7 protein-coding genes are annotated in these 13,893 nt (G+C 45.4%); 4 read left to right on the top strand and 3 right to left on the bottom strand.

Annotation, left to right across the window (positions count from 1 at the left end; genetic code table 11):
- Positions 1 to 144: 144 nt before the first annotated feature.
- The 3 genes from ACED59_RS01225 to ACED59_RS01235 are packed head-to-tail and all read left to right on the top strand — an operon-like array spanning position 145 to position 3,230.
- Entirely contained in the window at positions 145 to 693 is a 549-nt protein-coding gene (locus ACED59_RS01225; protein ID WP_009845837.1) for an ECF-type riboflavin transporter substrate-binding protein, read from the top strand.
- Positions 694 to 699: 6 nt separating this feature from the next.
- A complete protein-coding gene (locus ACED59_RS01230) occupies positions 700 to 2,394 on the top strand; it encodes an ABC transporter ATP-binding protein (protein ID WP_017096247.1) in 1,695 nt (564 codons plus the stop codon).
- Positions 2,391 to 3,230 carry an energy-coupling factor transporter transmembrane protein EcfT gene (locus ACED59_RS01235; protein ID WP_009845839.1) on the top strand — a complete coding sequence of 280 codons (840 nt, stop codon included), beginning with the start codon at positions 2,391 to 2,393 and terminating at the stop codon, positions 3,228 to 3,230. Before ACED59_RS01230 ends, ACED59_RS01235 begins: the two co-directional genes overlap by 4 nt.
- 151 nt (positions 3,231 to 3,381) lie before the next feature.
- Here the strand turns inward: ACED59_RS01235 and glgB are convergent, their stop codons facing one another.
- The 3 genes from glgB to ACED59_RS01250 all read right to left on the bottom strand — a co-directional run bounded on the left by glgB (position 3,382) and on the right by ACED59_RS01250 (position 10,548).
- The gene (gene glgB / locus ACED59_RS01240; protein WP_017096248.1) at positions 3,382 to 5,562 is read right to left on the bottom strand and encodes a 1,4-alpha-glucan branching protein GlgB; all 2,181 of its coding nucleotides are present in this window, start codon (positions 5,560 to 5,562) and stop codon (positions 3,382 to 3,384) included.
- Between the two features lie 175 nt (positions 5,563 to 5,737).
- Positions 5,738 to 7,918, bottom strand: a complete 2,181-nt coding sequence (malQ, locus tag ACED59_RS01245) for a 4-alpha-glucanotransferase (protein ID WP_017096249.1) — start codon at positions 7,916 to 7,918, stop codon at positions 5,738 to 5,740.
- 176 nt (positions 7,919 to 8,094) lie between these two features.
- Positions 8,095 to 10,548, bottom strand: a complete 2,454-nt coding sequence (locus ACED59_RS01250; protein ID WP_009845842.1) for a glycogen/starch/alpha-glucan phosphorylase — start codon at positions 10,546 to 10,548, stop codon at positions 8,095 to 8,097.
- A 566-nt stretch (positions 10,549 to 11,114) separates the two neighbouring features.
- Here ACED59_RS01250 and malT point away from each other — a divergent pair.
- A complete protein-coding gene (malT, locus tag ACED59_RS01255; RefSeq protein WP_029223176.1) occupies positions 11,115 to 13,823 on the top strand; it encodes an HTH-type transcriptional regulator MalT in 2,709 nt (902 codons plus the stop codon).
- Positions 13,824 to 13,893: the final 70 nt, after the last annotated feature.

Below are 13,893 nucleotides of genomic sequence, written 5' to 3' on the forward strand. Positions count from 1 at the left end.
TCTAGACACTTACCTTCCCTTATGGAAGGGTTCTACTGTATAATGCGCGCCTTATTTTTTATATTTGCCCAAAAAACGTTCTCATTGAGACGCATATTAATAATGGCGAATATTATGCTTTATTTTCAGTATTCGAGGTTATCTATGAACTTTTCAGCTAAAACAGTCGTCGTTATTGCTATTGGCGCGGCACTGTACGGCATTGGTGGTTTACCTATGTTTGGTGTCCCAGTGTTTGCTAACACGACATTGAAACCAGCAATGGCAGTCCTAGCACTGTTTTCTGTTTTGTTTGGCCCTATTGTTGGCTTCTTGGTTGGCTTTATCGGTCACTGGGTAACGGATTTGTTCGCAGGTTGGGGGGTATGGTTAACTTGGGTATTAGGCTCAGGTATTGTCGGTATGGTTATCGGCTTATTCCCAATGATGACTAAGAATCGCCTTCAACAAGGTGAACTACCAATGAAAGATTTTGCACTGTTCGTGGTTCTTGCCCTTGCGGGTAACGTTGTGGGTTATGGTAGCTCTGCGTTCCTAGATACCATCCTATACGCAGAACCGTTTACTAAAGTCTTCACTCAACTGTCTATCATCGCTGCGGGCAACACTATTCTTATCGCAGTGGTAGGCTTCCTGATCCTAAAATCAGTCGCTAAACGTAACAAACAAAGCCGTAACCTGACCGAGGCATAAACGCTAATGACTATAGCATTTTCGAACTTCTCTTTTAGATATGAGTCGCTGGATAAACCGACGCTAAAAAATATCAATCTAAGGATAGAGAAAGGAGAGAAAATCGTCATTATTGGACCAAGTGGTAGTGGTAAATCTACGCTAGGTCAGTGTCTCAATGGTCTGATACCTCATGCAATTAAAGGTGAGGTATCTGGTTCTTTAGAGATCAACGGCAAGAATGTCTCTGAGTTTTCAATGCACGACTATACCGAGCAAGTCGGCACAGTATTACAAGATACTGACAGCCAATTTGTGGGGTTAAGTATCGGTGAAGATATCGCGTTCGCATTAGAAAACCAGTTGATGTCGAACATTGATATGTACCCGTTAGTTAAATCGACTGCAAAAATGGTCGACCTAGCGGATATGCTTGAGCGCTCTCCTCATGACCTTTCAGGTGGTCAAAAGCAACGAGTATCGTTAGCGGGTATTTTAGTCGATGATGTCGATATCTTGCTGTTCGATGAGCCTCTAGCAAGCCTTGACCCTAAAACGGGCAAAGCAACGATTGAGATCATCGACCAACTTCATAAAGAAACCAACAAGACTATCGTGATTATCGAGCATCGCCTTGAGGATGTTCTGCATCGCGATATCGATCGTGTGATCTTAATGGAGCGCGGTGAAATAGTCGCGGATATGACTCCGGATGACCTCTTAGCGTCCAAGTTACTTGATACGCACGGTATTCGTGAACCTCTCTACTTATCTGCACTTAAAGCAGCGAAAGCCCCTCTGACTAACGAAGATAAACTTTCAAACCTCAAAGCTTTGGATTACAAAAGATTCCGCCCAGCAGTTCAAGCTTGGTTTGCTGAGCGCCCGGCACCGGTAGCAGAGAAACAGTACCAGCCTTTGCTCGAAGTTCATGGCTTAACTTATTCTTACGACGGCGAAAAAAATGCACTCGAAGATGTGAGTTTCAAAATTGGTAAGGGTGAGTTTGTCTCGATTTTGGGCAAGAACGGTTCGGGTAAATCCACTATCACCAAACTCATCATGGGTGTGATAGATGCTGATTCAGGTTCTTCCTATCTAAATGGTCAAGACTTATCTGAACTTTCCATCTTTGAAAGAAGCCAGAAAGTCGGTGTGGTGATGCAAAACCCGAATCATATGATCTCACATCATATGATTTTTGATGAGATTGCTTTTGGTCTTCGTAACCGCGGTATGGCAGAACAGCTGGTCACAGAAAAAGTAGAGAACGTTCTTGAGCTTTGCGGGTTAAGTAAGTTCCGCCACTGGCCCATTGAAGCTCTGAGCTATGGTCAGAAAAAGCGTGTAACGATCGCGTCTATCTTAGTGTTGGAGCCTGAACTCCTCATCTTAGATGAGCCAACAGCAGGCCAAGACTACCGTAACTACACATCGATGCTGGCATTCATCCAAAAGCTTAACCGAGATTTGGGCATTACTGTTGTGATCATCTCACACGACATGCACTTGGTTCTAGAATACACCACACGTTCGATCGTAATCGCAGACAGTAAGTTAATTGCTAATGCAGCCATGACGGAAGTGTTTAGTCAGCCATCGCTTTTAGAACGTGCGAACCTTTGCACCACCAGCATTTATGAACTTGCGACTATGATGAAAATCGACGACACCAACGCTTTTATGCAGTACTTCATCGACGACGAGAGAAGCTCGCTATGAATGCATCAAAAGTAAAATTTGGCATCAATTACATTGATACTAAATCACCGTTACACGCACTGAACGGCATCACTAAATTTGTACTTTTTCTCGCTTGGGTCACTGTGGTTTTAACTACGTTCGACCTGAGATTGATTGCGTTGCTTATTGTGACTGGTTTATTTCTTCTAAAGCTCACCAATGTGCCTGTGCGCATTTATAAGCCTTTGTTATTGGGAACGGTGAGTGTATTAAGCCTAAATGCTTTGTTCATGTATCTGCTTGCTCCACAGCAAGGTACAGAGCTCATCGGCAGCGAGACCCTATTGCTGACACTGCCGGGTAACTACTCGTTGAGCCAAGAGACTCTGTTTTATTTAATCACTGTCACGCTCAAATACATGAGTATGTTCCCGATAGCGTTAATATTCGTCTTTACCACGCACCCGACCGAGTTTGCAGCAAGCCTCAACCGTATTGGCGTTCCATACAAAATCGCCTACGCGGTCAGCTTAACACTGCGTTATTTACCTGAAGTTAAAAAAGACTTCATCAATATCATGCACGCGCAACAGGCTCGTGGCGTTGAACTATCGAAGAAAGCACCTTTACTCACTCGCATCAAAAACGTTGCTAAGGTTCTAGGTCCGCTCATTTTTTCTAGCTTAGACCGTGCAGACGAGATTTCAAACGCAATGACGTTACGAGGTTTTGGCAGACATAAGTCACGGACTTGGTATAGCTATGCGCCTTTGAAACGTATCGATTATGTTTGGCTAATGGTTATCGCCTTTATCGTTGTGTTAGCGATCGTAAAACGTGTTTTAGAACCACAATTATTCTGGTATCCATTTTAGGTTTTTCATTGAAAGCGACGCTTATATAACGTGCTGCTTGATGTTCTACTTAACGAAATTCAAGCCGTTTTAGAGTGAAAATCAAAACAAAAAAGGGAGCCTCAGGGCTCCCTTTGTCGTCTTTGTGATCACTGACTTACTGTGATTATTATTAGTTTAATTTGTAAAACACCGTTGAAAGTGGTGGTAAACGCAGCTCAATCGACGTCTCCAAACCTTCGCTTGCTATTGATTCAACCTCAGCAACCTGCTTCACTTCAAAACCGCTGCCTGCGTAATCAGCCGAGTCAGTATTCAGCAATAGCGAGTACTGGCCTTGGGCTGGAACACCTAAGCGGAAACGCTCATGAGGAACGGGCGTAAAGTTAGAAACAACCAACACGCGTTCACCCGACTCACTAATACGTTCATGAGCTAAGATACTTGCTTCAGCAGAATCTTGTAGACGCCATTCAAAACCTTTCGGGTCGAAATCAAGATCGTGCATTGCCGCCTCAGAGCGGTATAGATTGTTCAAATCTTTCGTTAAGCGTTGAACACCTTGGTGGCGTTCATATTCCAACAAGAACCACTGCAGTTGATCATCATGATTCCATTCAGCCGTTTGACCGAATTCAGCGCCCATGAAGTTCAGCTTTTTACCCGGTTGTGCATACATGTAACCCATGTAAGCGCGTAGGTTAGCCGTTTGCTGCCACTCATCACCCGGCATCTTGTTGTGGATAGAGCCTTTACCGTAAACCACCTCATCGTGAGACAGAGACAATACGTAGTTTTCGCTGTGAGCATAAACCAACGGGAAGGTAATCGTATCGTGGTGATATTTACGGTTGATTGGATCTTCTTGAATGTAAGACAAGCTATCGTGCATCCAACCCATGTTCCACTTAAATCCGAAGCCTAAGCCACCCATAAAGGTTGGGGCTGAAACACCAGGGAAAGCCGTCGATTCTTCAGCAATCGTCATCGCATTAGGGAAGTGCTTGTAAACTTCTTCGTTCATCCACTTAAGGGTTGCGATAGCATCGTAGTTTTCGTTGCCTCCGTCTGCGTTCGGAATCCATTGATCATGGCTACGCGAATAATCGAGGTACAACATCGAAGCAACCGCATCAACACGAATACCGTCGATATGGAATTGTTCAAACCAGTACAGTGCGTTTGCAACCAAGAAACGGCGCACATGCTCTTTGCCTAAATCATAAATGTACGAATTCCAATCTTGGTGCCAACCGCGACGTGGATCTGGATCATGGAACAAAGGTGTTCCATCAAAATTGGCTAAGCCGTGATCATCACTAGGGAAGTGTGCTGGAACCCAATCCAGAACAACACCTAAACCAGCTTGGTGACATTGATCGACGAAGAATTTGAAGTCATCAGGAGACCCAAAACGACTCGTTGGTGCGAACAAGCCTATTGGCTGATAGCCCCAAGAACCGTAAAACGGATGCTCTGAAACCGGCATCAACTCTACATGCGTGTAACCCAAATCCGTTAGATATGGGATTAGCTCTGCCGCTAGCTCACGGTAGTTTAGGAATTCACCTTCAGCATTGCGCTTCCAAGAGCCGGCATGCAATTCATAGAATGAAAGGGCTTCTTTGCGCTTTTGCGTCACTGGGCGATTCTGCCATTGAGAATCTTGCCACTGGTAGCGAGCGTGATCGTAAGTCACAGATGAAAATGATGGGTACTGCTCAGAGTAGAAACCCCATGGGTCAGCTTTATGTGGCAAGCCTTCGCCATCGGGTCCTTTTAATTCAAACTTGTATTGTGCGCCTTCTTCCAGATCAGGAATAAATAAGCCCCACATACCATAATCTAGACGCTGCATTGGGTGGCGACGACCATCCCAAGCGTTGAAGTTACCCACCAAGCTAGCCGCTGTTGCATGAGGTGCGTACACCAAGAAACGCGTGCCTGAAATCGTCTGTCCATCACGCTCTAGCGTAATAAACTGAGCTCCCATGTGATGATACATATCTTTAGGTGTATGAAGATCCTCATAACTCGCGTACAGATCATGGTATTGGTATGGATCATCGATGATCTGCTCTACTCCATTCCAATCAACCGCAAGCTTGTAGTGAGTAAAACGTAAGTCTCTTTCTTGCTTAAGAATGAAACCACTTTCACCCTCTCGCGCTAACTTAATACGAGGTTCCTTTCCAACAATCAACTCGACTTTATCTGCCCCAGGAATCCACACTCGTAATGAACCTTGTTCAGAAGGTAAGTATGGCCCTAAAAACGCAAATGGGTCTGTGAAGCAAGCCTGTGATAGTTGGGTATATATTTGTTTTTGCTTTGAAATCGAACTTAGTTCCAAAACGCTTCTCCCTAACCAAACATCCAAAAAACATAATACAAAAATGCCCGCTATTAGTGCGGGCAATATAACGACGGTTTATTCTACCAGATGAGCATTCAATATTGAGTGACCGAGGTTGTAGTTTCGTACGGCGTAAGCAAAAAAACACCTCTTTTCAAGCCACTCGATTCCATTATTTAGCTGCTTTTTCTCGTACGTCAGTTAGCTTAGAGGCGATACGATTCACGCCTTCATGAGCGAAGATTTCGTCCAAGTTCATTGATAGTTTACGACGCCAGTTAGGGTACTCATCGACCGTACCAGGGATGTTAACGGGCTTATCCATCTCTAGCCAATCTTCCAACTGAACACTCAGGAGTGTTGAGCCACCAGCCGCAACGTGCAACTGAAGCGCTTCAGCAAGATAAGAATCCATCGGTACTTGACTTGCATCACGCCCAACACCTTCTGGTAGGAAGCCGTGCCATGCCACTGAGTCTAAGATACCTTGCTTGCACTCCAAGCGGTTATCGAACAAAGTTTCTAGCTGTTGTGCGTCTGGGTATAAACCAATCTCTTGACCCATTTTCAAGTCATCACAGTGCCAGAAGCCGCGAAGCGTTGGCATATCGTGAGTACACAGTGCTGCCATCGATTGTGACGCGTAGTGCTTCGGAGAAATAAAACCACCGTCATTTTCTGATGTTTCGAAGAAGAAGACTTTGTAAGAATGCACGCCAGCATCAGCAAGGATGTCTACGATTTCATCCGGTACCGTCCCTAAATCTTCACCGATAACGCTGCATTGGTAACGGTGAGATTCAAGCGCCAGAATAGACAGCATGTCTTGCACTGGGTAGTAGATGTACGCACCTTTCGTTGCGTTCTCACCCTTTGGAATCCACCACAAACGCAGCAGACCTAAAACATGGTCAATACGCAATGCACCACAGTGCTTCATGTTGGCACGAAGTAGTTTGATGTAAGCGTCGTAGCCGGTTTCTTGAAGTACTTCTGGGTTTAGTGGCGGTAAGCCCCAGTTTTGGCCTAGAGGACCAAGAATATCCGGTGGAGCACCAATGCTCGCATCCATCACTAGGTTGCCTTCATCAGCCCATGTCTCGCTGCCTGAATCTGCAACGCCTACCGCTAAGTCACGGTACAGTCCAACCGCCATGCCTTTCTCTTCAGCAAGAGACTGTGCATCGTTGATTTGGCAATCGGCTAACCATTGTAGGTACATATAGAGATGCACTTGATCTAGGTTATCTTTGATGTATTTCTGGGTCGCAGGGCTTTCAAATGTACGGAATTTCTCTGGGAATACAGGCCAGCCCCACATACCTGAATCTTCAGCATGCAGTTCACCGTGCAGAGCATCAAACGCCGCTTGATGCATCAGGCTTTCACCGCCCTCTTCAACGAACGCTAAGAACGCTTGTGCGCGGTCGCTGTTTTTGTCTAGATGACGAGTCTTAAATTCTGCGAATAGCAGAGGTAAGATGCTCATCTTCAGCTCAGACACTTCAGTGTAATTCACCCAGTGCGCTTCACGAGCTTTCTGTAGGCGCTGCTGGAACTCGGCGCTGCCTACCGTTTGTTGCGCTTCCGCGCTTAATGCGAACTCAGGAACTGAACTCACATCAATGTATAAGACGTTCAACCAACGACGTGAAGACGGGCTGTATGGGCTCGCACCTTCCGGGTTTGCAGGGAACAGTGAGTGAATTGGGTTTAGACCAACAAAGTCACCACCGCGAGACGCGATATCCGAAACAAGCTGTTTTAGGTCACCGAAATCACCAATACCCCAGTTGTGCTGAGTTCTTAGCGTGTACAGTTGAACACTTGGTCCCCAAAGCTTTTTGCCTTGCTCAATGGGTGACTGTTTGAAGCACGCTTTTGGCGTAATAATCAGCGTCATCTCGTAAGGTTTCTTACGGCGCTTACGACTCACAATGAGCTTGTGATAACCCCATGCCAAATCACTTGGCAATGCAAACACTAAAGGGCCACCCTCGGCACGCTCGTCACGAACGACTTGAGATTGAAGATAGCCTTCAAGTACCTCTCCTTGCTCGGTTTCTAAGCGCCAGCTGAACTCACTTTCACGAGCACTCACACCCAGATTGAGTGTCACTTCTACTGGCTCACCGTCACGCAAGACAAGAACCGGGTCTAGTACATCTTTTCTGTGCTTTCTTTCTGCAGATTTAAGCAGTGCATCATCGCTGCTTGTATCGTAGCCCAATGAAGCCAATAGAGACGTAATCGTCTCTTCTGATACTTGTGCTTCATCGCCCCACGCACTAACGTAACTATCGGCAATATTTGCCATTTCTGCGACTTGTTTTAATACGGTCTGTTCTTTCATCGCTCTCTCCGAAAACGTTCTGACGCTTTCAATTTTTGTAGGGTTGTCTATTTAATTTTTACTAATCAATTAGCTTGTGACAATCAGTTTGTAAGCATTGCTATCTGAATAAGCCGTCTATTTGCTCACAAGCTAATTGAGCCAAGGCAGAAACTGCCTTGGCTACTTTGCAACTATTAACGGTTAACCGCTTCAAGTTTCCAGATGTTGTTCACGTAGTCGCGAATTGAGCGGTCTGATGTGAACTTACCAACCAATGCCGTGTTAAGAATCGCTTTCTTAGCCCAGCCTGCTTGGTCTTTGTATTGCGTACCCATGTCTTCGTGCGCTTTCACATAAGATGCGAAGTCAGCAAGACATAGGTAAGGGTCACCACCGTCTAGTAGGCTATCAAACGTTGCACGTAGAAGACCGGGTTGACCTGGAGTGAACTCATCGCCAGTCAGTAGATCTAGAGATGCTTTCAATAGTGGGTCTGCATTGTAGTAATCGTATGGGTTGTAACCCTGAGCTTTCAGTGCAACAACACCGTCAACTTCTAGGCCGAAGATGTAGATGTTTTCATCACCAACTTCTTCACGAATCTCAACGTTTGCACCATCCATAGTACCGATAGTTAGAGCGCCGTTTAGAGCCATCTTCATGTTGCCCGTACCTGAAGCTTCTTTACCAGCTAATGAGATTTGCTGAGAAACGTCTGCCGCAGGGATGATGATTTCAGCCATGCTTACACGGTAGTCAGGAATGAATACCACTTTCAGCTTGTTACCGATGCGAGGATCGTTGTTGATCTTCTCTGCAATCTTGTTAACCGCGAAGATGATTTCTTTTGCTAGGTGGTAACCCGGTGCTGCTTTCGCTGCGAAGAAACATACGCGTGGCTCACACTCGAAACCAGGTTCGTTAAGAATACGGTGGTACAGAGACAGAATGTGTAGCAAATCTAGGTGCTGACGCTTGTATTCGTGCAGACGCTTAATTTGAACGTCGAAGATAGCGTTAGTATCTAGCTCGATACCCATATTCTCTTGAACCCAATCCGCAAGACGCTGTTTGTTTTCTTTCTTAACAGCCATAAATTCTTTTTGGAATTTCGCGTCTGTTGCAAACTTAGCGATGCCTTCTAGCTGCTCAAGTTTTGCTGGCCACTCAGAGCCAATCTTACCTGTGATTAGATTAGATAGACCTGGGTTACAGAACTTCAACCAACGACGTGGCGTGATGCCGTTCGTTACGTTAGTCAGTTTACCTGGGAAGATTTCGTTGAACTCAGGGAACAAGTCTTTCTTAACAAGTTGAGAGTGAAGTGCCGCTACACCATTTACTTTGTAAGAACCAATCACACATAGGTTTGCCATGCGAACCATGCGGTGAAAACCTTCTTGGATGATAGAAAGCTTCGCTTGTTTCTCACCGTCACCAGGCCACATCTTGCGAACTTCTTGCATGAAGCGGTGGTTGATTTCAAAAATGATTTCCATGTGACGTGGAAGAAGACGGTTGATCAGCGATTCAGACCAAGTCTCTAGCGCTTCTGGAAGTAGTGTGTGGTTCGTGTAAGCGAACGTATGTGCACTGATTTCCCATGCTTGATCCCAAGATAGACCTTTCTCGTCGATCAGGATGCGCATTAGCTCAGGAATCGCAATCGTTGGGTGCGTATCGTTAAGCTGAATTGTTTCTTGCTTAGGCAGATCTTCTAGAGAGAAACCTGCTGCTTCGTGACGGCGTAGAATATCGCGAACTGACGCTGCTGAGTGGAAGTACTGCTGCATTAGACGCAGTGTCTTACCTTTTTCGTGGTTGTCGTTCGGGTAAAGTACTTTAGTGATGTTACCTGCATCGATTAGCGAGTGTTGCGCTTCGAAGTAATCACCGTTGTTAAAGCTTGCTAGTGAGAATGGTGCAATTGCCTGACATTCCCAAAGACGCAATGGGTAAACCGTGTTTGACTCGTAACCTACGATTGGTAGATCCCAAGGCATTGCTTTTACTTCCATACCTGGAACCCAAGTACGAACTTCTTTACCGTCGATGAATTCAACTTCTACATGACCGTAAAAACCAATGTGTTGTGCTAGCTCTGGACGAGCGACTTCCCATGGGTAACCTTCAACACCACGCCATGCGTCTGGTGCTTCTTGTTGACGACCATCTTGGAAAGACTGTTTGAATAGGCCGTATTCGTAGTGAAGACCGTAGCCTACTGTTGGGTACTCTTGTGCAGCACAAGAATCCATAAAACAAGCAGCAAGACGACCAAGACCACCATTACCTAGCGATGGGTCGCGTTCTTCTTCTAGAAGGTCAGTTAGGTTTTGGCCTAGCTCTTCCATTGCATGAGTAATCTGTTCGTACAGACCCATGCTGATCAGGTTGTTACCTGTTAGACGACCAATCAAAAACTCTAATGAAAGGTAGTTAACGCTCTTCGCGTTTTTGATTTTTTCATCATTTTCAGTTTCTAGCAGATCAAATGTTGTCAATTCTGCTAGCGCACGCCCCATTGCTAGGTACCATGCGCGGCTATCTGCGTTTTCAATCGTTGTTGCGTAAGTTGCAGATAAATGCTTTTTAACGCTTTCTTGGAACGACACTTTATCGAAAGTTTTTTGCTGAGTTGGTTTCATTTCAGAAATCTCGCTTTTAATAGTTCTAATTCATCTGTGACATATCGTGCATGGTCACCATTAACTAAACATCCTCCCGTTAATACGACTAACTAGGAGTAGATGAGAGGGCGTAGGGGGCGTACCGATGTAAGGTTAGTGATCTGACTCTCATGTTCTAACTTCGAACAAAAAGTTGGAGTGACTAAGATCACAAGCTCCCGTTCGATAACTTAACGTTAATTGATGTGAGTTTTATTTAACCGGAATAAACTGATTAGCAAATCTGAGTTTGAGATCACGAAATTATTTTCCATATCTCATCTTTTACATAAATCTCAGTGTAAGACCGAACAAAGTCACATTCACAAACCATCACGCAACGTGAGCGAAGTCTCAAATTAAGGGCGTAGAAAGCCAAAAACATGCAAGACCGCAAGGTTTCTGAGGAGAATCATAGTCGGTGCCATTTTTCTTCACGTAACATAAGCACAGACTTAAGTAATTAGGCAGATGTGATTGGGCAACTCTTTTACGGTTTTAGAATCCCCAAAACATACGCCACGGAATAGGTGAAAAACTTCGATATGTGGATCCCTTCGAAACTGACTCGTCCCGGCCGCTTACATAATGCAATCCTACGACCTAGGGTTCTCGATCTGCTCCAGAACGCAGATTGCTATAAGCTTGTATTGTTCCGTTCTCCTGCGGGCTATGGCAAGACCACCATGGCTGCACAGTGGCTGTTAGATAAGCCGAATGTGGGTTGGTACAGCATCGATGATAGTGACAACGATGCCTTCCGTTTTATCAACTACCTACTCCAATCACTCAATAAAGCGACTCAAAATTCCTGTCCCAATGCCCAAAAACTGGCAGAGAAACGACAGTTTTCATCGCTGCATTCTTTATTGAGCGAAGTATTCGCCGAGATGTCGGACTATCATCATGAATGTTTTCTTGTTTTAGACGACTACCATTTAGTCAACAATGATGACATTCAAGAAGCAATGCGCTTTTTCCTCAAACACATGCCCGACAATCTCACGCTAGTTGTAACCAGTCGTGGTACACCACCCCTAGGTACGGCAAACCTTCGCGTTCGAGACTTAATGATCGAATTAGGTAATGACTCGCTGGCTTTTGATACCGAAGAGACGACGCGCTTTTTTAATCAGCGTGTTGCCGATGGTATTGATGACACAACGGCAGACAGTATTTGTACCTATGTAGAGGGTTGGCCTTCTGCACTTCAACTTATTGCGCTACAAGCCCAACATCAAAAACGCACGCTGGCGCAGTCTGCTGAGTCCTTCTCCCACTTTAATCAAGCCCATCTTTGGGACTACTTGGTTGAAGAGGTTTTCGACCTGTTAGACAAAGAAACTCGACAGTTCTTGATGCAGTGTTCAGTGCTTGACCACTTCAACGACGAACTGGTTTGTGCGCTAACGCAGCGTGAAGACGCACTGGGTATGATCGAATCATTAAATCGATTCGGTTTATTCATCTACCCGCTTGAAGGCGAAAAGAACTGGTATCGTTTCCATAACCTGTTTGGTGAATTTTTGGCACATGAGCGTCAAGCTCGAATCCCTCAACAAGAAGCAGAGTTGCACCGAAGTGCCGCGAAGGCGTGGATTAAACAAGACACACCACACCAAGCACTACGCCATGCACAGCGCGCTGAAGACCCAGAACTGATCATTCAAATACTGACAGACCACGGTTGGCCGATGTTCAACCAAGGCGAGCTTTCCTCGTTAGAGATGGCGATCAAGCAACTGACTACGGATCAACTTTACAGCGACCCTAAACTGTCCATGTTACGAGCTTGGCTAGCACAAAGTCAGCACCGCTACGAACAAGTAGGGACATTATTGGAAGAGGCTGAAACACAATATCAAGCTCGAAATATTGAACTCGATACTCAACAACAAGGGCAATACAACGCCCTGCGCGCGCAAGTTGCTATTAACAGCAATGAACCTGAAAAAGCCTTGGAATTGGCAGAGCTTTCGCTAAGTCAGCTGAACACCACCGTTTATCGTAGCCGAATTGTCGCCACGTCTGTTGTTGGTGAAGTCAATCACGTAATGGGCAACTTGAGCCGTGCACTGCCGATGATGCAGCAAACAGAAAAACTTGCACGCCAGTATCAAGTTTACCACCAAGCGCTTTGGGCAATTCTACAACAGAGCGAGATCTTAATTGCACAGGGTTACGTTCAAGCGGCATTCGAGCTGCAAGACAGTGCGTTCAAATTGATCGAAGAACACCAGCTAAAATACGTGCCTCTGCATGAATTCTTACTGCGTGTTAGAGCTCAAATATTCTGGTGTTGGAACCGATTAGATGAAGCGGAAGAGTGCTGTTACAAAGGCTTGGATATCCTTGGTCACCATTCACCAAGTAAGCACCTTCACAGCTATTCAATGCTGGCTCGTATTTCACTGAGTCGCGGTGAAATTGATAAAGCATCTAAGTTTATCGACCAAATTCAGCACCTATTGCGTCAATCGACTTACCACGTGGACTGGACGGCGAACGCTTCTCTTTCTTTGATTCTTTTTTGGCAAGTAAAAGGCAATAAAGAGGCGATACGTGATTGGTTGAATGTGGCTGTTCGACCTGAATCGGCAAGCAACCACTTCTGCCAACTGCAATGGAGAAACATCGTTCGCGCTCACATCATTCTTGAGCAGTATGAAGAAGCGGAAGAAGCGCTGACTTTCCTTAAGAGTGAAGCTCAGCGTTCACATCTGATTACAGACACCAACCGAAACTTGATCGTTGAAGCCGTGTTACGTACACAAATTAACGATGAAGACAGCGCACGCGTGCTACTTGAAGAAGCGCTTCATATGACTAACCAAACCGGTATGGTCGGCAACTTCTTAGTAGACGGCGGGACTATCGGACATATCTTGGATAAGTTGAGTAACAAGCCTGGCTTAGGTGACTTAGAACGCCATCGCGCTCAACAGATCATGAAAGATATCTCGACCACCCAACGCAGCCGCTCGGTTCACTTTGATGAAGACTTTGTCGAAAACTTAGTCAATCACCCAAACATTCCTGAACTTGTGCGCACAAGCCCACTCACCCAGCGTGAATGGCAAGTACTTGGTTTGATCTATTCAGGGTTCAGTAACGAGCAGATCGCTCAAGAACTCGATGTCGCAGGTACCACCATCAAGACTCACATCCGTAACCTTTACCAAAAACTAAACATTGCTAACCGTAAAGAAGCGATCAGCACAGCGGAGAATTTACTGCAGTTGATGGGGTACTAAACGATTCGAGATTGATTCGAGATTGATTCGAGATTGATTCGAGATTGATTCGAGATTGATTCGAGATTTA

Origin of the sequence: Vibrio sp. FF266 (genome assembly GCF_041439695.1) — a bacterium.
In the GTDB taxonomy this organism is placed as follows: domain Bacteria; phylum Pseudomonadota; class Gammaproteobacteria; order Enterobacterales; family Vibrionaceae; genus Vibrio; species Vibrio tasmaniensis_A.

Coding starts and splice junctions, on each gene's coding strand:
- ACED59_RS01225 (WP_009845837.1), top strand. CDS start 145: ATGAACTTTTCAGCTAAAACAGTCGTCGTTATTGCTATTGGCGCGGCA.
- ACED59_RS01230 (WP_017096247.1), top strand. CDS start 700: ATGACTATAGCATTTTCGAACTTCTCTTTTAGATATGAGTCGCTGGAT.
- ACED59_RS01235 (WP_009845839.1), top strand. CDS start 2,391: ATGAATGCATCAAAAGTAAAATTTGGCATCAATTACATTGATACTAAA.
- malQ (WP_017096249.1), bottom strand. CDS start 7,918: ATGAAAGAACAGACCGTATTAAAACAAGTCGCAGAAATGGCAAATATT.
- ACED59_RS01250 (WP_009845842.1), bottom strand. CDS start 10,548: ATGAAACCAACTCAGCAAAAAACTTTCGATAAAGTGTCGTTCCAAGAA.
- malT (WP_029223176.1), top strand. CDS start 11,115: ATGTGGATCCCTTCGAAACTGACTCGTCCCGGCCGCTTACATAATGCA.